Genomic DNA, 19,129 nt, shown 5'->3' with positions numbered 1-19,129 from the left:
TTTGCTCGCCGGGGGACGGTCAAGCTCTCAGGCGTGGCATCCGGATAAGTCGCTATCTAGCTGAGATCGCTCAGTGAGGCGTGCCGGGCCGAGGGCTCCCACGGCCGGCGCGATGCCGCGTCCGCCCGTTCGGCCAGCCGGCGCGGCGGGCACGGCCACGGCCGTCCGCACCACACGCAGCCACCGTCGTGATCCGGCGTGGCGTGCCGTCCGAGCATGGTCTGGGCGTCCCGCCACAGCAGACGATCCACGATGTCGGGCGGCTCGGCATGGCCGACGCTGACCATTCCTCCCCCTTGTCTTGCCCTCGTGAGCCGGAGGTATTCCATATCGAATGTTCGGCCCCTCCGTACGACGAAGTCAACCGTCACCGGGAGTCCGAACGCCGCACACGGTGTGCGATTGCGCTATGTGGACCGGTTGTTTGCGCTTAGCGGATAAAGCGCGCCTGACCTGCATCTATGACACATCAACGTTGCGTCGATCCGCGCACCACCATGCCCTGAAAACCGTCTCCCCGATCATCGAACATCATGTGCGCGGTATCCCGTTCGTCACCCTGTTCGCGCCGGGCGAAACGGCGAAAGGCATTAGACGGTACGCCGGAGTGTTGCCGCTGTCATGGACGCCGATCGGATCGACGCAGATGGTGAAGCTCTCGACGCGTACAGCCGGGTGGTCACGCGCGTGGCCGCCGGGATCCTGCCCAGCGTGGCCGCGCTCGCGGTCCGGACCGGCCGGGGCACCGGGGCCGGCTCCGCCGTCGCGTTCGACGGCTTCCTGCTCACCAGCGCCCACGTGGTGGCCGGCGCCCGCTCCGGCACCGCCACGTTCGCCGACGGCATGCAGTCGCGCTTCGACGTGATCGGCGCCGACCCGCTCTCCGACCTGGCCGCGCTCCGGGCCGGCGGCGCGGTCCCACCGGCCACGCTCGGCGACGCGGACCGGCTGCGCGTCGGCCAGCTGGTCGTCGCGGTCGGCAACCCGATGGGCCTGGCCGGCTCCGTCACCGCCGGCGTGGTCTCCGGACTCGGCCGGTCCATCCCGGCCCGGGACGGGCGTCGCGTCCGCCCGATCGACGACGTGATCCAGACCGACGCCGCGCTCAACCCCGGCAACTCCGGCGGCGCGCTCGCAGCCTCCGACGGCACCGTGGTCGGCATCAACACCGCGGTCGCCGGCTACGGTCTGGGCCTCGCGGTCCCGATCAACGCCACCACCCGCCGGATCATCGGCGAGCTACGCTCCGCCGGCCGCGTACGCCGCGCCTGGTTGGGCATCGCCAGCGTCCCGGTGCCGCTGCCACCGCCGCTCGCCGCCCGCCTCGGCCAGCTCCACGGCCTCCGGGTCGTCGAGGTCGTCCCCGGCTCCCCCGCCGGCACCGCCGGCATCTTCCTCGACGACATCATCGTCTCCGCCGGCACCGAGCCTACCGAGACCGTCCAGACCCTGCTCAAGCTGATGCTCGGCCCGGCGATCGGCACCCGGCTCCCGCTCACGCTCTACCGCCGCCAGGCCATGGTCGATGTCATCACGGTCCCGGCCGAACTCACCTGACAGCACCCACAACCGGGCATTCCGCTTCCGGGGTAGCAGAGCAGAGCCGCTGCGGCCCACCTCACCGGACCTCTGCCCGGCCTCGCGACCGGGGTAAGCAGAGCAGAGCCGCCGCGGCCCTCGCCGAAGCTTTGCTCTGCTTACCTGCGCGAAACGGCACGAACGACCCCGAGACCACGTGTCCGTTCTACGCGGTTCATGCAGGTAAGCAGAGCAAAGGAGGGCGAGACCTGCCTCCGATCGAACACGGAATGAGGCGTGCTGGGAGGCGCGCAGCGCCGCTCCTCCCAGCACGCCTCGCGCTGTTCGGCGGCCCCGGCCGGTGGGCGCGGCACGAGGCCGCGCACCGAACGTGGCCGCGTGGGGTTTTCCGGGCCCGCCTCGGACCGGCTGCGTCGCGGCGGCCGGAGCGGAGCGCCAGCGGAGTCGCAGGCCTCCGCGCGGTTTGCCTGCGGGAGCACACCCGGAGCGGCCACGCCGGAAGCGGGAGTATCTGCTTCGGGAGGGTTTAGGGGTTTGTCGGTGCCAGGTGGGCCAGGAGGTCCTGGCGGGTGAGGACGCCGGCGGGCTTGCCGTCGATCAGGACCATGGCGGCGTCGGACTGTTCGAGGAGTTTGACGGCCTCGCTGACCGGCTGGCCGCCGCCGATCATGGGGAGCGGGTCGGCCATGTGGCGTTCGATGGTGTCGTGCAGGTGGGCCTGGCCGGAGAAGAGCGCGTCGAGCAGTTCGCGCTCGGCGACGGAGCCGGCGACCTCGCCCGTGACGACCGGGGGCTCGGCCTTGAGCACGGGGAGCTGGCTGACGCCGTACTCGCGCATGTAGTCGATGGCGTCGCGGACGGTCTCGGTCGGGTGCAGGTGGACCATGGGCGGGATCTGGCCGCCCTTGGTCTCCAGCGCCTCCGCGATCGTCGACTCGGTGCCGGACGTCTCCAGGAAGCCGTACCGGGCCATCCAGTCGTCGTTGAAGATCTTGGAGAGGTAGCCGCGGCCGCCGTCCGGCAGCAGCACCACGATCACGTCGTCCGGCTGGGCGCGGCGGGCGACCTCGAGCGCGGCGACCACGGCCATCCCGCAGGAGCCGCCGACCAGCAGGCCCTCCTCGCGTGCCAGGCGGCGAGTCATCGCGAACGACGCCTTGTCGGAGACCTCGACGATCTCGTCCGCGACCGTGCGGTCGTAGCAGTCCGGCCAGAAGTCCTCGCCGACGCCCTCGACCAGGTACGGCCGGCCGGTGCCGCCGGAGTAGACCGAGCCCTCCGGGTCCGCACCGATTATCCGGACCCGCCCCGCGGACGCGTCCTTGAGGTAGCGGCCGGTGCCGGAGATGGTGCCGCCGGTGCCGACACCCGTGACGAAGTGCGTGATCCGCCCGTCGGTCTGATCCCACAGCTCCGGACCCGTGGTCTCGTAGTGGGAGCGCGGGTTGGCCTTGTTGGAGTACTGGTCCGGCTTCCACGCGCCGGGGATCTCGGTCGCCAGCCGGTTGGAGACGTTGTAGTACGAGCGCGGGTCCTCGGGCGCGACCGCGGTCGGGCAGACCACGACCTCGGCGCCGTACGCCCGGAGCACGTTCCGCTTGTCCTCGCTGACCTTGTCCGGGCAGACGAAGACGCACCGGTAGCCGCGCTGCTGCGCCACCAGGGCCAGGCCGACGCCGGTGTTGCCGCTGGTCGGTTCGACGATGGTGCCGCCGGGCTTGAGCAGACCGGCGGCCTCCGCGTCGTCGACCATCCGCAGGGCGATCCGGTCCTTGACCGAGCCGCCGGGGTTCATGTATTCCACCTTGGCGAGCACGGTGGCCTCGATGCCCTCGGTGACCCGGTTGAGACGGACCAGGGGCGTGTTGCCGATCAGGTCGACGACGGTGTCGTAGTAGCGCACGCCCACAGCCTACGTCCCGCAGTTCGGGAAGTTAGTGCGCCTTCCCGATCAGGATGCGGTCCTTGTCCTTCTCCCACTCGATGAAGCGCTGCGTCTCGGAGAGCACGGACCCGGCCAGCCACGTGATGACCACGGCGTCGTCCGCGAGGCCGAGCAGCAGCAGCATCGCCTCCGGCACCAGGTCGATCGGGGACACCAGGTAGGCCAGCGCACCCGCCATCAGCAGCAGTGACTTGCCGCCATCGTACTCACCCTTGACGATTGACTTGATCATTCGCGGTACGGCCGCGATCCGCTGCCCGATCGACGGGCCACCCTTCCGGCTCGCCGTCAACGCCTGCCATAGGGCCTTGAAGGCCGCCACACGCCGCAGATTGTTCGCCATCTCTCCCCAGCTCCTCGCTCCCGCTCCTCAATGGTGACCGGGCTCGGCAACATCTCTGTACCCACCCCGGTGATCCACACCACCTGTCCTGGTCGACGCGTTGAACTCCACGCGAACTAACCGGAAAGCACCCTGGGCGCACCGGTGGGCGCTCGCGGGGAGGCGTTAATCTCGAAATCCGTCGCTCGCGTGAAATAGGAAGGCGGGGGCGTGTGATGAACGGGCGGACAGCTCAACGCATAGTCAAGGGGGCGGTGTTCTCGGCCGGTGCACTGACCGGCGTGACCATCGCATCCGCCGGCCTGCTGATCTCGCAGGCCGAGCGGGCCCGGCGGACCATACCGCTCGCCGAGGGGCCACCGCCCCGGGCGGACGGCGTCTTCGGCGCGAAGTTCGGCGGGAAGCCACTGGTCATGGCCGTGCTCGGCGACTCGATCGCGGCCGGCTACGGCGTGCTGCGCACCCGGGAGACGCTGGGCGCGCTGCTCGCCACCGGCCTCTCCCGCCGGTTGCGCCGGCCGGTCCGGCTGCACCGGTTCGCGGTGGTCGGCGCGATCACCGACGGGCTGCGGCACCAGTTGGAGGACGCGCTGGAGGTGCGGCCGGACCTGGCCGTGATCCTGATCGGCGGCAACGACGTGACCAAGCGCACGCCGGTCGCGGTCGCGTCCCGGCAGCTCGCCGACACCGTGCGAGGGCTGCGCGGGGTCGGCGCCGAGGTGGTCGTCGGCACCTGCCCGGACCTGGGCACGATCCGGCCGATCAAGCCGCCGCTGCGCTGGCTCGCCCGCCGGTGGAGCCGGCAGCTGGCCGAGGCGCAGACGATCGCGGTGGTCGAGGCCGGCGGGCGCACGGTGTCGCTCGGCGACCTGCTCGGGCCGCGCTTCTTCGCGGAGCCGACCCGGATGTTCGCGTGGGACCACTTCCACCCCTCCGCCGACGGCTACGCGGTGGCCGCCGCCGCGATGCTGCCGACCGCGGTCGCGGCGCTCGTCCCGTCCGCGCCGGCCTCGACGCTGAGTCTGGACCAGGGCGTGCACACGCTCGCGGACGCCGCGCAGGAGGCGGTCAGGCACGCGGGCACCGAGGTGTCGGCCGAACAGGTGGCCGGGCGCGACCGCGGGCCGCTGGGCCGGTGGGTGCGGCTGCGACGACTGGCCGTGATGCCGCGTCAGCAGACTCCCGATCGGGACGCGCCGGCCGTACCCTTGGACGAGGCTTTGTCGGGAAAAGGGGATATGACCCCGCAGGAGTCGACGGACGGCCGTGGCCGCGACGGCATGATGTGATGTCAACCACGCACGGAGGAGGACGGTGATGGGCATGACTCCGGAGGCTCGCCAGATCGGCCGGACCGCAGCCATGACGCTGCTCGCCGGCACGGTGAGCGGCGCCGCGCTGCTCGCCGGCGAGATCGTCGCCGCGCGTAGTCGCCGCTACGCCAAACCGTCCATGGGCCTGGGGCTGCGCACCTCGATGGGGCCGGCCGCCGCCCCGTCTCTGCGCCTGGTGCTGCTCGGCGACTCCAGCGCGCTCGGCGTGGGCGTCGAGTTCCTGGCCGATACGGTCGGCGGCCACCTGGGCCGGCTGCTCTCCGAGGGCGCGGCCGGCCACGGCGAGCGCCACGTGCACCTGTCCAGCGTCGGCGTGGCCGGCTCCCGCTCGACCGACCTGGCCACTCAGGTGGCCCGCGCGCTGCTCGGCGAGCGGCCGGACGTGGCCGTGATCCTGATCGGCGCGAACGACGCCACCTCGCTGCGCCGCCCGGCCGAGGCCGCCGCCCACCTGAGCGCGGCCGTCCGACGGCTGCGCGGCGCGGGTGTCGAGGTCGTCGTCGGCACCTGCCCCGACCTCGGCGCGGTTCGCGCGCTGGCCCCGCCGCTGCGGCAGATCGTCGGCATGCTCGGCCGGCAGATGGCGCATGCGCAGGCCACGGCCGTGCGCGAGGCCGGCGGCACGGTCGTCGACCTGGCCGTCGAGACCGGCGCGGTGTTCCGCGCCGACTCCGGGACGCTGTGCTACGACGGTTACCACCCGTCCGCGGACGGCTATCGGGTGTGGGCGCACGCGCTGCTGCCCGCGGTCTCGCAGGCCGCGTCGATGCCGAATCCGCGGACCCAGTGAGGGTTGTTCAGCGACGCACTCAACCTACGCATAACCGCAGGTCAGCGCGATAATCTCGACATGATGTTACCGGTGGGGTATCAGGCACCTAGCGCTGTGCTAAGGCGCCTAACCACAGGTCACTTTTCTGCATTAAGCCGATAGTTAATTGTCGTTGGGCCAGCCCGTTAGGGCTGGCCCTCACTACTTTCCGTAGCCATTCGGTCTTTGATTACTCGCCAAGCGCGGAGCAGCCGAACCTGGTGCCCCGGGTCCACCTCGGCCATGTCCAAGACGTAGTCGTACGGGTCCTGCGCAGATCGCACCGCGTGCGCGAGGTCCAGGCGGACTTCCGACGGGAAGTCGGCACTCGCCAGCACCGCATCGAGTTCAGCGTCCCGATCACGAGCTGGAGCACGAGCCACGCGCAGCTCGTCGAGAGCGGCTTCGTACTGCTCCTCCGTGAGGGAAATGCCGGCGGCCGCGAGCGCCGAACGGTCATCGACCCGTACCGCTTTCGCCATGCCGATTACGGTTACTGGCCTTGGCCTAACCTCCAGGCGCCGGCCTCGCGACGACTGCCACCCGCGGACTACCTGACGCCATCGGGCATCGCTCATGCCGGCGCGCTTCGCAGCCTCCCGGACGCTGAGGCGGAGGCCTTCTCGGGCCTCTTCGAGCAGCAGACCGAGCGGTGTTCGCTCGCCGTCGTCGGACATGCCCACAGAATACGCAACTGTTCGCAGATGTTCGCAACCACACAGATGAATGAATCTGCCATGACCTGTGATTGCAGGTTGTAGGATTGTATTCCGTAGAAGTTGCGAACACATGCGAACACACCTATGGTGTTCGCATGCCCAACGCACCTTCGCGGCGGCGAGCAGCACGCTCGCCGCTCGATCACAGCCCCCGTCGCCTCCGCGCACAGCGCGTCATCGCTGGTCTTCGTCTCTCCGAACTTGCTCGGCGAGCCGAGATCAGCAAGGGGACGCTCTCCGAGCTGGAGTCCGGCACCCGAAACGCGTCGCCGGAAACGCTCGACAAGATCGCGACGGCGCTCGGGTGCACGATCGCGGACTTGACGCCTGGCCGGCGGACGGCGGCGTGATGCCGGCTCCGACACCCGCTCAGCGCCAGCTCGTCGCCGGGGTGGCCGCGCTCACGCGTTGGTCTCGGATCACGAGTCCTGAAGACCGCACGGCGGCAACTGCCGCGGCCAGGCGGGCAGCGTCCCGGAAGTGGGAGTTGCAGGCCGATCCGGACGGCATCTTGACGCCGGACGAGCTCGCTGCCGCCGTCGACCGGCTGAAAAAGGCTCACTACCGCCGGATGGCGCTCCGCAGCGCCCAGGCGCGCAGCGGCAAGGGCCGCACAGCGGCCTGAACAGCGCAGACATGCCGAAGGCGTCCCCCGCACCGCCAAGCACTGAGGACGCCCCGAACTCCAGGAGTCTCCCATGACCCAGGACATATCCACCACGACCATCACCCCGTCTCTCGCTGATCTTCTTCGCCGCACCACCCAGGCCGACACCGCGTCGCACCGCGCCGCCGTCGACCTCCTCCTCGCGATCCCCGGAAACGTGCACGAAGCGCGCGGCCTCCGGGACCGGTTTGTCGTCGACGTCGACGACGAGCACACCGGCGAGCCCATCGGCGCGGTCGTGCACTGGGGCGGCATCGCCCAGGCCCTCAACGGCTCTCCCATGCCGCTACAGGCGACGGTGCGCGAGCGGAAACTCCTGCTGATCGCGGCCAGCCTCGGCGGCGCCGTCATCGGCGCCAGCCTCGCCGAGCTGCTCACCGGGCTCACCGACGCGGACAAGACCGCGGTCCTGGCCGCGATCGGTACCGCCTGGCACCTCGACGTCCGTACGCCGTGCGGCGACCGGGACTTCGGCGTCGACTACAGCCGCGACGTGCCGGAGGAGACCGGTGAGCACCCGGCTCCGGACGGCTTCTGCGTGGGCTTCGGCCCGGGGCGGCGGGTTCGGTGACCGTCTTCGAGATCCCGCTCAAGCCGTGCTGCGGCGAGGTGTTCCTCGGCGAGGAATGCGACTGCGCCGTCATCGCCGCCGAGGCCGCCGCCGCGTGGCGCCAGCCGATCATCGTCCGCTCGACCGCACCGAGGCAGGAGTCCCCGTGCTGACCGCATTCGATATCGCCATCATCGCCGGAGGTTTCGTCTCCGCGCTGGTGCTGCTGCTCGGTGCCTTGCTCTGGCTGCTCGGCCAGGACACCACCGACCAGGGCGAGCCGCAGATTCTGCCGGTGGCGTCCGGCCCGGCCTGGCCGCGCGCCCGGCACAGGCACGACACCGTCGAGATCGTCCCGGCCAGCTACCGACCGGACGTCTACAACGAGCGGACCGCCCGCGAGCGCGCCCGGCAGGTGGGCCGATGACCACCCCGATCCGCTCCCGCAAGCCCACGGGCGCCGTCCCCTGGCCGCTGATCCTCATCGAGGGCGCCGAGAAGGCGGGCAAGTCCTGGGCCGCGGCGGAGCTGTCCGCCTCGGGCCGGGTTGGGCAGACCTACTGGATCGACCTGTCCGAGGGCGGCGCGGACGAGTACGGCGCGGTGCCGGGCGCCCGGTACGAGGTGATCGAGCACAACGGCACCTGGGCGGACTTCACGGGCCAGGTGCTCGCGGTCCGGGCCGAGGCCGCTCGCGCAGCCGCCGCCGGTGAGCCGCCGGTCGTGCTGGTCATCGACTCCATGACCGCGGAGTGGGAGCTGCTCAAGGGCATGGCCGACGCCAAGGCCCGTGCCCGCCTCGCCCGCAAGGGCAAGCAGCTCGCCGCCGACGAGGAACCGAAGATCACCACGGACCTGTGGAATGAGGTCAACAGCAAGCACCGCAAGCTCATGACCTCGCTGATGACCTTCCCGGGAATCGTCGTGATGACCGCGCGCGGTAAGGAGGTTGCGTCGCTCGACGCCGCCGGGCGGCCGATCGAGGGCTCCAAGGAGTACAAGGTCGAGGGGCAGAAAGGGCTCCCGTTCGACGCGTCGGTGTGGTTACGCGTCTCGCGCGAGCACCCGCCGCTCGTCATCGGCGCCCGCTCCGTGCACGCCGGCGTCCGGCCCGGCGTCGACCGGCCGCGCCCGGCACCTGACCTGACCTTGGAACGGGTCGTCTTCGACATCCTCCGCTGCGACCCGCGCACCGCGCACGTCCGGGACCTTGTCGAGCTATCCACGGCGGCCGAGGAACCGGCGGCCGAGGCCCGCCCTGCGCCGGACCCGAACGCGCTGCGGGACTGGGCGCTTCGGCCAGGCCGTCCGGCCGAGGAGATCGCGAAGTACCACGGGCGGCTCGTCAGCGAGCATCCCGCCGTCGCCGAGCACCTTGTGCCCAATGAGCGGGGCGAGCGCGAGCAGCTCGGCGCACTCCTGGAGCGCCTCGTTCGGCGGGCGGCCGACGAGGCGCAGCGGCAGCGCATGCTCGCGCTGCTCGCGGAGGCGGAGATCACCGACCGCCACGAGCGTCTCGCCTACGTGGCGGACGCCATCGGCCGGAGCGTCACCAGCGCCGACGAACTGACCACGGACGAGATCGCCGCGGTGTGCACGCGGGTCGCGGCCTACATCGAGCAGTCCAACCCCGAAGGAATGGCAGCGTGAGCCACCAGCCGACGCCTGAGCAGGCGGCGGTTCTGGAACAGTTCGGGACGTCCCGCGCCGACCTCACCATCGAGGCCGGCGCGGGCACCGGCAAGAAGCAGGACGCGGACGTCGTCGTCTCGACCGCGCACCGGGCCAAGGGCCGCGAGTGGCGGGAGGTGCAGATCGGCGCAGACTTCCGCGAACCGCGGCCGGACCCGTACGGGCGGCATCGGCTCCCCGCCGACGAGTTGATGCTCGGCTACGTCGCCGTCACCCGCGCGCAGACGCGCCTGCACCGCAGCGGGCTGGAGTGGGTCGACGACTACGCCACCGCCCCGCGCCGCGAGATCTCCGAGGCGGCTTCCTGGGCGCTGCCGGAGCAGACCGGGGCGCCCCGTGCGTAGGAAGGTGCCCCCGGCCCGCGTCGTCCGGCTGACGGCCGACCTGGTGCTCGACGAGCGCACCGGCCTCGTGGTTCCGGCGCGCGGGCTGGTCGGTCCGGCCGGTGCCCGCGCGCCGGAACCTCCGGCCGCCGGCCGCGAGCGGGTGCCGGATGCGTAGCCGTTCACCAGTGCGAAGGCGCGCGGGCATCCCCGACAGCCTGCTGCACGAGTTCCGGCGTGCCGCGCGCGAGGTCGACCCGACCGGGCGGACCTGCGGCACGTGCCAGCTCCCGCGATCGAACGCCAGGCACGACGCAGCCCGGCTGGCCGAAAAGGCGGTCAGACCGCCGCCAGTGCCGCAGCCCTGAAGAGCGCGCAAACCAACCAGCGCAGCTGGTACGACCCCCAAGACGAGGACGGCAATGCCGAGGAATAGCCGAACCAAGGTTCTGTTGATGAACCGGTTCAAGGTGACCGAGTCCACCGCGTACGAGGTCATCCGGCGCCTCGCGATGGACCTCAAGATCAGTCGGGACCGCGTCGCGGCGATCCTGCGCGGCGGCATCGAGGTCGAGGCGCTACAGGAGTCCGTGCAGCACCTCATCACGTTCGAGCCTGGCGGGTGGGCGATCATCCACCCGCGCTCGTGCCGCGCCGCCACCGCCCCGTGCGGGCTCGGGGCGGTGGCCGCACGCACTCTCCCCCGGGCGCTGGTCGCGGAACTGCTGCCTGACGAGGGCACGTTCGAGGTGGCGCTCAACGACGTCGGGGACCGGGTGCTGATCGGTGACCTGATCGGCGAGTCGAGCCTAGCGCCGGCCGAGGAAAACCTGATCGGCCACCTCGCCCGGACGTTCGTGTTCGCCGGGCACTACTGCGGGCCGGGCGAGCTGGCACCGGAGTCCCGCTGGGTCGGCTCGTGCCATTGCGGGTTCGTCCGGTTCTCGTGCGAGGTGCTGCTCGACGAGATCAGCGGTTTCCGCGCGGCCGCGGCCGCCGAGGTGACGAACCGATGAAGATCAAATACGAGAACTGGCGCCCAAGCGAGCAGGTCCGCATCGACATCCGCCGGGCCGAGGCAGTGTGCCAGCAGTACGCCGCCGACGGCTACGACCTGACGCTCCGCCAGCTCTACTACCAGTTCGTCGCCCGGGGCTGGATCGAGAACAACCTCAAGAGCTACAAGCGGCTGGGCGAGATCGTCAACCGTGCGCGTCTGTCCGGGCTGCTGGACTGGTCCTACATCGTCGACCGGACCCGGTCCCTGCGCGGGACGTCGCACTGGCGCACGCCGGGCGCGGTCATCGACTCCGCGGCCTGGTCGTACCGGCTGGACAAGTGGGCCACCCAGCCCCGCCGCGTCGAGGTCTGGGTGGAGAAAGAGGCCTTGGCCGGCGTTGTGCAGCGGGCAGCGAACGAGGCCGACGTGGACTGGTTCTCGTGCCGGGGCTACGTCAGCCAGTCCGAGCAGTGGGCGGCCGCGCGCCGCTTCCTGGGCTACCTCCGCAACGGCCAGGCGGTTACGGTCCTCCACCTCGGCGACCACGACCCGAGCGGGATCGACATGACCCGCGACATCCGCGAGCGGCTGGAGCTCTTCCTGAGCCAGGACTGGCTCTCCGAGCACCGCGCGTGGTTCGACGAGGACGTTGAGATCGCGGAGGTGCTCGCGCACATGCGGGATCAGCTCGGGGACGTCGACCCGATCGAGATCCGCCGGATCGCGCTGAACTCCGACCAGGTGCGCGAGCACAATCCGCCGCCGAACCCCGCGAAGCTGACGGACAGCCGTGCCAGCGCATACGTGCGAGAGCACGGCTACGAGTCGTGGGAGCTGGACGCGCTGCCGCCGGACGTGCTGGCCGGGCTGATCGGCCAGCACATCGAGGGCATCCGGAACGAGGACGCATTCGAACTGATCGCGGCCCGAGAGGCGCACGAGCGGGAGCTACTGCGCGCGGCCGCGGACCGCTGGACCGAGCTGGCCGGCGTGCTCGCGGCGAACGGAGACGAGGGATGACCTCGATCCCGGCCTGCTTCCGCTCCTGAACCTCTGCGGTCCGGCCGGGTTCGCGCCGCCGCGCCGCCCGGCCGGACCGCCTAAGCACATAGATCGGAATTGGTGTGGAAGAACGTGAGCTGCATGCCGCGACTCGGTGGGAGTGGGAAGCCATCCTCATGCGGGCGCGGTTGCGCGGTCTCATCCCGGCGAAGGGAAAACGGGGCGGAGTCTCACCCGCGACCTTGCGCGCCGTTGCGTTCGTGCTCGCCTCGCACTCCGACGCGGACACCGGCACCCGCATCTGGCCCGGGGACGCCACCGTCGCGGTCGAGACCGAGGTTGGCGTGCAGGTGGTTCAGGCCGTCCGTCGCGCCCTCGTTGAGGTAGGCCTGCTGCGAAAGGTGCGGTCGCGTTCTCGCCGTGAGCGCCAGGGCGACGAGTATCAGCTGACGATCCCCAGCGATCTCATGGAGCGTCTCGACGTCCTGTCGCCGGCCGCGGTCAAGGTCGCCGCCGAGCGGGTATACGCCGCGCGGCGCGGAAAGCGTGGGGGATCCGACGGCACCCCCACACCGCCTCAGCCCGACGCATCCGAAGAGGTGCCGTCGGATCCCCCACAAGACGAAGCAGACGACCCTCGTGGGGAGTCCGATGGCACCCCCACAGAGGCTCACGTGGGGGATCCAAAACAACCCCCACGCGCCGCCGATGACGACCGGCGTGGGGGATCCGATGGCATCCCCGATTCCGGGTGTGGGGGATCCGATGGCGCCGCCGTGGGGGATCCATCGGCACGCGATACCAGACCCGGACCAACCACAAGACCAACCAACCCCACGACACCCGGTTTCTCTGCGGACGTCACCACCTCGCGCGCGAACGATTCGGTCGAAGACCCGGATTCGGTCGCTGACGGAGAACCGGCCGATGCGCCGCCGGAGCGATGCCCGGACCACCCGGCGATGCTCGCCGGCCACCGCGAGTCGGACGGCAAACCCCGATGCCCGTTCTGCCGCGCCCTCAGCGCCCCACGCCCGGATTACCGCGCGTGGGACGCCGAACGCGGCCGGCTCGCCCCCGTCATCCCGCTCCACCCGGCCGCCTGACAGCCACCCCGGAACCGGACCTACCCGTCTCGATCATCGTCCGCCAGCCGGCCTCTCATCACCGCCGACGGCACACCACCGCGGCGCAGCCCACCACCCGAAGGAACCACCACCACATGCGCAGCACCACCGCCGACCTCACCTGGCGCAAGCCGCCCATGACCATTTACCACCCCACCGTGGATATTCACCCACCCGAAGCCCCGTTCGGCGCCCACAGCCCCGCTCACGCCCCGGCACCGGCCTCGGTTCTCGCACGCGCGCACGGGAGCGGCCCGGCTCGTCTTCCGCCTCGGTCCGCTCGTCGTCGCGGTCGCTGTGGCAGTCGTGGCCGGTACCGCGGTCGTTCTCGGCTACGCGGCGGCCACCGAAGCAGCGTGGGACCCGCGCACCGCGGTCCTGCTCGCGCTCGCCGCCGTCTGGCTGCCCCAGACCCTCATCACCGCCGACCGGCACCACCGTGCGCGGGACGCCGTCCGCCGCGATCGGGCCGGCGCATGAGCCGACGCCTTACCGGCCGTGAGCACGCAGCCCGCATGTCCGCGCAGGCCGCCGTCGAGCGAGCCCGGTCGCGCGCCGGGCTCGCGCCCACCAGCGACCAGACGCCAACCATGCCGCTCCCGACACCGCGCAGCGCACGGGACTACGAGCCGGAAGGCCTGCCGGACCCGGTGCGCTGGCGCCGCCGAGTCCGGCAGATCCGGACCGAATTGGACGGCGAGGCCGCCCCACTCGGCCGCCCACGCCGGGTCCGCTGGCCCGGCTGCCCCTGCGAACACCACCCGACCTCGACCGAGGAGATCCTGTGACCACCGCCAAGATCCTGATCCGCTGCTCCGGCCGAGCCGACGTCGTGCTCGACCTACGCCCCGGACTCATGGTCCCGGTCAACCTCCGGCCCGGCATCCACGGCCACTTCGCCCCGTTCAGCGTGCTGCTGCTGGAGACAGACGGCATCGACGTCACCCCGGCCGGCATTCAGGTCTCAACCGCCGACAGCACGCAGATCGAACAGCCCGCCCTGATCGACACCGCAGGGCATGCGGAGAGCGCCGCTGAGGACTCGGAGACTCGATCCCCAGGCATGGAGTCGCACAGAGGCTGTGCGACAGCTCAGCAACGCGTTGAGCGGATCCCGACGCTGTGACAACGAACCACCGCACTCAGCACGACCCGCGCTGGGCACGGCGCCTCCCGCCATTCGCTGGCCGCCGGGACCTCGCCTGCGACCCGGCCCACGCCGAGGAGTTCTTCCCGTCCGAGGACGCCCGCAGCATCGCAGCCGCCGTCCGTATCTGCGCCGGATGCCCCGTCGCCGCCGAGTGCGCGGAGTGGGCCGTCACCACCGACCAGCGGTACGGCATCTGGGGCGGCACCACCGCACCCGAGCGGCACGCCGAACGCCGCCGCCGAAACGCACGCCAGCGCATCACCGCTTGAACTACCGAACGGAGCACCGTGACTCACCCACACCACGCGCGCGCCGCCGCCGCTCTCTGGACGCTCTGCGTCGCCCTCGACCAGCTCGATGACCGGGTTCGCGAGGAGAACGATGCGATCCTGGCCGAGCGGGCTACCGCCGCCGACCCGCTCAAATCGCCGTCGTGGGGCCGCCGACATGCACTCGGCGGCCATGGCGACCCGACCGGCGACGCCATCGCAGCTCTCGGCCCTCCGCGCCCGAACCGGTGGGCCGCCCTGCGCACCGAGGTCTGGAGCCAGCTCCGAGACGTCGCCGAGCACCTGCCCGGGCTAGCCGACCCGCTTGACCGGCTCCGGGCCGCCGTGCCGCACATGAGCGACCGCATGGCGGACGCGACCCAGCTCTTCGCCGACCGGATCGACGGCCGCGTGCGCCGGCTCCTCGGCCTCCCCGCAGACCGGCAGCTCGTGCCCCGTGTGCCGTGCCCGGCATGCGCCGCGGTCGGCCTGATGCTGCGGGGAGCGCCGCCGGTGGCCGAGCGGGTGGTCGAATGCACAACCTGCGGGGCCGCGTGGATGTGGGCCGAGATGGTGGGGAGCGTGGCAGCGTGATCATGGTGGCCGGGGAGACATGGGGAACGGCGGCAGAGATCGCCGATCACATCGGCCAGGGTGTCACCGCGGACACCGTGCGCTGGTGGGGCCGCAACGACGGGCTCGCTTCGGTGCGCATGGCCGATGAGGACGGCCGGCCACGGGTCCGGTACATCCTCGGCCAGGCCATCCGCATTGACCAGGCGAAGCGGTTGGGTGGTCGAGGTCGCAGACGTACCGGCTTGACGGACGGGTGATCATTCTCCAGACTGGCGGCGGCAGCACTCTGCCCACAGCCCGGTCGAGCGAAACGCTCCCGGGCTGTCGTCGTCTCCAGGGGGTCGGAGACCAGGGGGAACGGCCAGGCCGGACAGACAATCCGGCCTGGCCCGCCAGCTTCACGGCCATGGTCGACGTGGACGCGCCTAGAACACACCCGCCGATGATCAACAAACATCGGGCGTACGGCCACGCCGTGCCCGGCTCGACCTCCGGGAGTGACACCCGGAGAGCAGTAGGGCGAGGCCGGGCGGCGGCATACCGGGGCGCCGCCCGGCCCAGCCTCAGGCGAACGGCAGCTACGTGGTCTTGCGAGGCCGTCCGGACTTCCGCTCCCAGCGCTCGCCGAACGCCCGAATCGACGCCGCCGTGTAGATCCGGCGCCCGCCCGATACGGTCTCCACCGGCACCGGGAAGTCGGGGCGCTGCTCGATCTCGTACATCCGCTGCTGGGTGTTCACGCCGAGGATCTCCCGCGCACCGGTGCTGTCGACGAGCGGCGGGACGATCGGGTGCTCGTTCTCGACGGCGAGGTCCTCGTCGGTGATGATCCGCATCTGGATCGGAGCGCCGGCGATGATGCCGTCCGCGTACGTGCGGGCGTCGCGGAGCGCTGCGTCGGTGGCCTGCCGGAGCGTGGAGGCGCTCACGCCGAACGAGACGCGGGTGCGGTTGCGATCGGTGTCGATGGTGGCGATGACGAACTCGCCGCGTTCGGTCAGCTCGGCGGCCTGGTCCTCGGTGATGGCGCCGGCGTACTCGACGATGGCGTGCCAGTTGGTCATATGCTGGTGTCCTTCCCTTGTGGGTGTCTACCAGGGGATGACCGGGGGCCGCGCCGTACACGCGGCCCCCGGGCTCTAGGTCCGCGGGGGCGGGGGCCAGAGCAGCCCGGATCCGATCAGTTCGGTGATCAGCCACCGCCATTCCGTCTCCGTGTCCGGAGCCTTCGGGCAGATGATCATGTTGTCGTTCAGGAGGAACACGCGGGCGCCATGTCCGCTGACCATGACTCGGTGTCCTTGAGCGTCAACCTCTCTGACCAGGAGTTCGAGCATCCCCTCATCCACAATTTCACCTCGATTCCCTTGTGGGTGTCAAGGGGAATCCTAGCGTAAAACCTTGTGCATTAACAAGGCTTTTATCCGGATGAAACCCGGGGGCCGCGCCGTACACGCGGCCCCGGGGCTGCCGTCACTCCCGGGGCGGGAGAGCCAAGCCAGCGCCGCGCAGCGAGTTGATCAGGTACATCCACTCGGTGGCGCTCTCCGGGGTCCGGCGCGCGATCACGGTGATCCCGCGCCGGGTGAAGACCCAGGAGCCCGTGCGGGTCTGGCGGACCGCAAAGCCCTGCCGGACCGCGGCCAGGATGACGGCGTCCATCCGGTCGGTCATGTCGTTTCACCTCCTTCCCTCGTGGGTGCCTACGTCAAGAATACCCGAAACCCTTGTGCACGCACAAGGGTTTAGCGATCTTTGAGCCACCACGAGGGAGATCAACTCGCGAGGTGCGGATGTCCCCCATCACCGACGACGAGCGCCGCCAGGTCCGCGACCTTCACGCACAAGGGCACGGCCGCAACGAGATCTCTCGCCGGACCGGCATCCACAACCGGCGCGTCTCCGCCATCGCCGCAGACCTCGGCCTCACCTTCGTCCGCGGCGCCCGGACCGCGGCCGCCACAACCGCCAGGGTCGCCGACGCCGCCGAACGTCGCGCCCGGCTACAGGTCGACATGCTCAGCGCCGCAGAGCGCCTGCTCGGCCAGATGTTCTCGCCGGCCAAGGTCTACAACTTCGGCGGCAAGGAGAACGACTACAACGAGCGCGACGTCGACGAGCCACCGTTCCGCGACAAGCGCGACATCGCAACCGCGCTCAGCGTGCTCGTCAACGGCTCCGTCCGGCTCGCCGAATACGACAAGGGCACCGGCAACGAGGACGAGAGGTCCATGCTCGGCGACCTCTTCGACCAGCTCCGCGCCGCCCGCAACAACGCCCGCAAGGACGACACGTGACCGGGCTCCGCGGCCTGGCGCTGTCCGAGAAGCAGATCGACTTCGCGCTCGACTCCGACACGTTCGTCAACCTCGCCGAGGGCGCCGTCCGGTCCGGCAAAACCATCTCCGGTCTGCTCCGCTGGGCAAAATACATCGCCACGGACGCCCCTAAGTCCGGCGACCTGGTCGTCTGCGCGAAGACCTACGACACGGCCACCCGCAACATCTTCAACCCGCTCCGGGACAGCGCGGTGTTCGGCCCGCTCGCCAAGGCCACCTCGTACACCCGAGGCGCACCGACCGCGATGATCCTCGGCCAGCAGGTGGAGGTCATCACCTTCAACGACGAGCGCTCCGAGGCCCGCCTACGCGGCATGACGAGCCGCGGCGCGTACGTCGACGAGTGGTCGCTCATGCCACGCACGTTCCACGAGCAGCTCCTCGGCCGGCACTCCGTGGACGGGTCGCAGATCTTCGGGAACACCAACCCGGACAACCCGCGACACTGGCTGAAGACCGAGGGCATCGACCAGGCAAAGCCCGGCGGCCGGCTCGCCGGCGACTGGAAGGTCTGGCACTTCGGCCTCGACGACAACCCGGGCCTCTCGGAACGGGTGAAGGAGCGCTACCGGCGCCAGTACACCGGGCTCTACTACCGCCGGAACATCCTCGGCGAGTGGTGCGTCGCCGAGGGCACCGTCTACGAGTCCTGGGATCCCGCGCGGCACGTGGTCAAGGAACTGCCCGGCATCACCCGGTGGATCAGCTTGGGCGTGGACTACGGCACCGTCAACCCGTTCGCTGGCCTACTCCTGGGCGTCGGCACGGACGGGAAGCTGTACCTCGCGCGGGAGTGGCGCTGGGACTCCAAGAAGGAGCAGCGGTCGCTAACCGACGCCGAGTACTCGGCCCGGCTCCGCGGCTGGCTGAACCAGTTGCAGGTGCAGCCGGACTGGGTCTGTGTCGACCCCAGCGCGGCCAGCTTCAAGACCCAGCTCTTCAACGACGGCCTCATGCCGATCGCGGCCGACAACGCGGTGGCCGACGGCATCCGCCTGGTCGCGTCGCTGCTCGCCGAGGGCCTGCTCTTCGTGCACGAGTCCTGCGCTGGCTGGATCGAGGAGATCCCGGGCTACGTCTGGGACGAGAAGGCCGCGCTCCTGGGCGAGGACAAGCCGGTCAAGGCCGGCGACCACAGCTTGGACGCCGGCCGGTATGCGATTAAGACCCCCGAGGTGCTGTGGCGGCCGCTCGTGCGCGGCGTTCTCGACCTCGCAGCTTGACCAGTTCCAACGCGAGGAACACCTACCCAGCGACCAGTTCTTGCAGTTACCACTAAATCGAACGATCGAGCTGCCAGTCCACGATGGACATGGCTGCGAGTAGCACCACAGCTAGGACAAGCGTAACAAAATATCGTATTGGTCGATTAGCTCCGGGCCAGACGACAGGAATAAGTCGATAGAGGCAATCATAAACGGGGGCCATGAAAACAATTAGAAGAGACGCAGCCAGCACCATATCCACAATCACCGCGGGAGCGCCCCCGAATGCCACCTCAATTGCCTTAGTCTCAAGCGCAACAAGGCCGCTCTGCGTGATGCTGAGCGCGCCAATCAATATTCGCGCCATGAGTAATTCTGCTCCGAGATCCTCTCTGGAGGATGAATCAGATTCGGCATTATTGCGCGCGACTGCCCCGACGATTTGCAAAGTAAGTGATCGAATCTCTAATCCCAGCGCCAGAGCAAGAACCGGAACAATCTGCGCGATTAGTAAGGCAAATTCTTTAGTCACACCAAA

At 70.2% G+C, this 19,129-nt stretch carries 30 protein-coding genes; 22 read left to right on the top strand and 8 right to left on the bottom strand.

Going from position 1 to position 19,129, the window contains the following annotated elements; all coding sequences use genetic code 11:
• Positions 1-56: 56 nt before the first annotated feature.
• On the bottom strand, positions 57-287 hold the full coding sequence (locus J2S43_RS39360) for a hypothetical protein (RefSeq protein ID WP_306838215.1): 231 nt from the start codon (positions 285-287) through the stop codon (positions 57-59).
• Positions 288-621: 334 nt separating this feature from the next.
• Between J2S43_RS39360 and J2S43_RS39355 the strand changes: the two genes are divergently transcribed.
• Positions 622-1,557 carry a S1C family serine protease gene (locus tag J2S43_RS39355; RefSeq protein ID WP_306838213.1) on the top strand — a complete coding sequence of 312 codons (936 nt, stop codon included), beginning with the start codon at positions 622-624 and terminating at the stop codon, positions 1,555-1,557.
• Between the two features lie 508 nt (positions 1,558-2,065).
• On the opposite strand, the gene J2S43_RS39350 is transcribed toward J2S43_RS39355, so the two are convergent.
• Both J2S43_RS39350 and J2S43_RS39345 read right to left on the bottom strand, forming a co-directional pair.
• Positions 2,066-3,442 carry a cystathionine beta-synthase gene (locus J2S43_RS39350; RefSeq protein ID WP_306838210.1) on the bottom strand — a complete coding sequence of 459 codons (1,377 nt, stop codon included), beginning with the start codon at positions 3,440-3,442 and terminating at the stop codon, positions 2,066-2,068.
• 31 nt (positions 3,443-3,473) lie between these two features.
• A complete protein-coding gene (locus J2S43_RS39345; RefSeq protein ID WP_306838208.1) occupies positions 3,474-3,827 on the bottom strand; it encodes a YkvA family protein in 354 nt (117 codons plus the stop codon).
• A 215-nt stretch (positions 3,828-4,042) separates the two neighbouring features.
• Here J2S43_RS39345 and J2S43_RS39340 point away from each other — a divergent pair, with 215 nt between their 5' ends.
• Complete coding sequence (locus J2S43_RS39340) at positions 4,043-5,116, top strand: SGNH/GDSL hydrolase family protein (protein ID WP_306838206.1); 1,074 nt, start codon at positions 4,043-4,045, stop codon at positions 5,114-5,116.
• A 34-nt stretch (positions 5,117-5,150) separates the two neighbouring features.
• Entirely contained in the window at positions 5,151-5,951 is an 801-nt protein-coding gene (locus tag J2S43_RS39335) for an SGNH/GDSL hydrolase family protein (RefSeq protein ID WP_306838204.1), read from the top strand.
• A 167-nt stretch (positions 5,952-6,118) separates the two neighbouring features.
• Here the strand turns inward: J2S43_RS39335 and J2S43_RS39330 are convergent, their stop codons facing one another.
• Positions 6,119-6,649 (bottom strand): hypothetical protein, encoded by a 531-nt coding sequence (locus J2S43_RS39330; RefSeq protein ID WP_306838202.1) that lies wholly within the window; start codon positions 6,647-6,649, stop codon positions 6,119-6,121.
• 137 nt (positions 6,650-6,786) lie between these two features.
• Between J2S43_RS39330 and J2S43_RS39325 the strand changes: the two genes are divergently transcribed.
• From J2S43_RS39325 to J2S43_RS39245, 17 genes are all read left to right on the top strand, one after another.
• The gene (locus J2S43_RS39325; protein WP_306838200.1) at positions 6,787-7,041 is read left to right on the top strand and encodes a helix-turn-helix domain-containing protein; all 255 of its coding nucleotides are present in this window, start codon (positions 6,787-6,789) and stop codon (positions 7,039-7,041) included.
• A complete protein-coding gene (locus tag J2S43_RS39320) occupies positions 6,996-7,316 on the top strand; it encodes a hypothetical protein (RefSeq protein ID WP_306839821.1) in 321 nt (106 codons plus the stop codon). Before J2S43_RS39325 ends, J2S43_RS39320 begins: the two co-directional genes overlap by 46 nt.
• A gap of 73 nt (positions 7,317-7,389) precedes the next feature.
• Positions 7,390-7,929, top strand: coding sequence for a hypothetical protein (locus tag J2S43_RS39315; RefSeq protein WP_306838199.1), 540 nt, complete (start codon positions 7,390-7,392; stop codon positions 7,927-7,929).
• A complete protein-coding gene (locus J2S43_RS39310) occupies positions 7,926-8,081 on the top strand; it encodes a hypothetical protein (RefSeq protein ID WP_306838197.1) in 156 nt (51 codons plus the stop codon). The genes J2S43_RS39315 and J2S43_RS39310 overlap by 4 nt, the downstream gene beginning before the upstream one ends.
• Positions 8,075-8,335, top strand: a complete 261-nt coding sequence (locus tag J2S43_RS39305; RefSeq protein ID WP_306838195.1) for a hypothetical protein — start codon at positions 8,075-8,077, stop codon at positions 8,333-8,335. Before J2S43_RS39310 ends, J2S43_RS39305 begins: the two co-directional genes overlap by 7 nt.
• A complete protein-coding gene (locus J2S43_RS39300; protein WP_306838193.1) occupies positions 8,332-9,558 on the top strand; it encodes an AAA family ATPase in 1,227 nt (408 codons plus the stop codon). Before J2S43_RS39305 ends, J2S43_RS39300 begins: the two co-directional genes overlap by 4 nt.
• On the top strand, positions 9,555-9,944 hold the full coding sequence (locus J2S43_RS39295; RefSeq protein WP_306838191.1) for a hypothetical protein: 390 nt from the start codon (positions 9,555-9,557) through the stop codon (positions 9,942-9,944). Before J2S43_RS39300 ends, J2S43_RS39295 begins: the two co-directional genes overlap by 4 nt.
• On the top strand, positions 9,937-10,101 hold the full coding sequence (locus J2S43_RS39290) for a hypothetical protein (RefSeq protein WP_306838189.1): 165 nt from the start codon (positions 9,937-9,939) through the stop codon (positions 10,099-10,101). The genes J2S43_RS39295 and J2S43_RS39290 overlap by 8 nt, the downstream gene beginning before the upstream one ends.
• Positions 10,102-10,345: 244 nt before the next feature.
• Positions 10,346-10,939 (top strand): ANTAR domain-containing protein, encoded by a 594-nt coding sequence (locus tag J2S43_RS39285; RefSeq protein WP_306838188.1) that lies wholly within the window; start codon positions 10,346-10,348, stop codon positions 10,937-10,939.
• Positions 10,936-11,943, top strand: a complete 1,008-nt coding sequence (locus J2S43_RS39280) for a hypothetical protein (protein ID WP_306838186.1) — start codon at positions 10,936-10,938, stop codon at positions 11,941-11,943. Before J2S43_RS39285 ends, J2S43_RS39280 begins: the two co-directional genes overlap by 4 nt.
• Positions 11,944-12,047: 104 nt before the next feature.
• Positions 12,048-13,031, top strand: coding sequence for a hypothetical protein (locus J2S43_RS39275; protein ID WP_306838184.1), 984 nt, complete (start codon positions 12,048-12,050; stop codon positions 13,029-13,031).
• A gap of 327 nt (positions 13,032-13,358) precedes the next feature.
• Positions 13,359-13,532 carry a hypothetical protein gene (locus J2S43_RS39270; protein ID WP_306838182.1) on the top strand — a complete coding sequence of 58 codons (174 nt, stop codon included), beginning with the start codon at positions 13,359-13,361 and terminating at the stop codon, positions 13,530-13,532.
• A gap of 35 nt (positions 13,533-13,567) precedes the next feature.
• The gene (locus tag J2S43_RS39265; protein WP_306838180.1) at positions 13,568-13,840 is read left to right on the top strand and encodes a hypothetical protein; all 273 of its coding nucleotides are present in this window, start codon (positions 13,568-13,570) and stop codon (positions 13,838-13,840) included.
• The gene (locus tag J2S43_RS39260; protein WP_306838178.1) at positions 13,837-14,178 is read left to right on the top strand and encodes a hypothetical protein; all 342 of its coding nucleotides are present in this window, start codon (positions 13,837-13,839) and stop codon (positions 14,176-14,178) included. Before J2S43_RS39265 ends, J2S43_RS39260 begins: the two co-directional genes overlap by 4 nt.
• On the top strand, positions 14,175-14,471 hold the full coding sequence (locus tag J2S43_RS39255) for a WhiB family transcriptional regulator (RefSeq protein ID WP_306838176.1): 297 nt from the start codon (positions 14,175-14,177) through the stop codon (positions 14,469-14,471). The genes J2S43_RS39260 and J2S43_RS39255 overlap by 4 nt, the downstream gene beginning before the upstream one ends.
• A gap of 18 nt (positions 14,472-14,489) precedes the next feature.
• Positions 14,490-15,065 carry a hypothetical protein gene (locus J2S43_RS39250; RefSeq protein ID WP_306838174.1) on the top strand — a complete coding sequence of 192 codons (576 nt, stop codon included), beginning with the start codon at positions 14,490-14,492 and terminating at the stop codon, positions 15,063-15,065.
• Entirely contained in the window at positions 15,062-15,304 is a 243-nt protein-coding gene (locus J2S43_RS39245; RefSeq protein ID WP_306838172.1) for a hypothetical protein, read from the top strand. Before J2S43_RS39250 ends, J2S43_RS39245 begins: the two co-directional genes overlap by 4 nt.
• Positions 15,305-15,625: 321 nt before the next feature.
• On the opposite strand, the gene J2S43_RS39240 is transcribed toward J2S43_RS39245, so the two are convergent.
• The 3 genes from J2S43_RS39240 to J2S43_RS39230 form a co-directional block, all read right to left on the bottom strand.
• Complete coding sequence (locus J2S43_RS39240; protein ID WP_306838170.1) at positions 15,626-16,111, bottom strand: hypothetical protein; 486 nt, start codon at positions 16,109-16,111, stop codon at positions 15,626-15,628.
• Positions 16,112-16,186: 75 nt separating this feature from the next.
• Positions 16,187-16,336, bottom strand: coding sequence for a hypothetical protein (locus J2S43_RS39235; RefSeq protein WP_306838168.1), 150 nt, complete (start codon positions 16,334-16,336; stop codon positions 16,187-16,189).
• Positions 16,337-16,520: 184 nt separating this feature from the next.
• The gene (locus J2S43_RS39230) at positions 16,521-16,721 is read right to left on the bottom strand and encodes a hypothetical protein (protein WP_306838166.1); all 201 of its coding nucleotides are present in this window, start codon (positions 16,719-16,721) and stop codon (positions 16,521-16,523) included.
• A 119-nt stretch (positions 16,722-16,840) separates the two neighbouring features.
• Between J2S43_RS39230 and J2S43_RS39225 the strand changes: the two genes are divergently transcribed.
• Both J2S43_RS39225 and J2S43_RS39220 read left to right on the top strand, forming a co-directional pair.
• A complete protein-coding gene (locus J2S43_RS39225; protein ID WP_306838164.1) occupies positions 16,841-17,344 on the top strand; it encodes a helix-turn-helix domain-containing protein in 504 nt (167 codons plus the stop codon).
• The gene (locus J2S43_RS39220) at positions 17,341-18,609 is read left to right on the top strand and encodes a PBSX family phage terminase large subunit (RefSeq protein ID WP_306838162.1); all 1,269 of its coding nucleotides are present in this window, start codon (positions 17,341-17,343) and stop codon (positions 18,607-18,609) included. Before J2S43_RS39225 ends, J2S43_RS39220 begins: the two co-directional genes overlap by 4 nt.
• Positions 18,610-18,661: 52 nt before the next feature.
• On the opposite strand, the gene J2S43_RS39215 is transcribed toward J2S43_RS39220, so the two are convergent.
• Complete coding sequence (locus J2S43_RS39215) at positions 18,662-19,123, bottom strand: hypothetical protein (protein WP_306838161.1); 462 nt, start codon at positions 19,121-19,123, stop codon at positions 18,662-18,664.
• Between the last annotated feature and the right edge of the window lie 6 nt (positions 19,124-19,129).

It is taken from the genome of Catenuloplanes nepalensis (assembly GCF_030811575.1).
Lineage (GTDB): Bacteria > Actinomycetota > Actinomycetes > Mycobacteriales > Micromonosporaceae > Catenuloplanes > Catenuloplanes nepalensis.
This window is presented reverse-complemented; position numbering and strand designations above follow the sequence as displayed.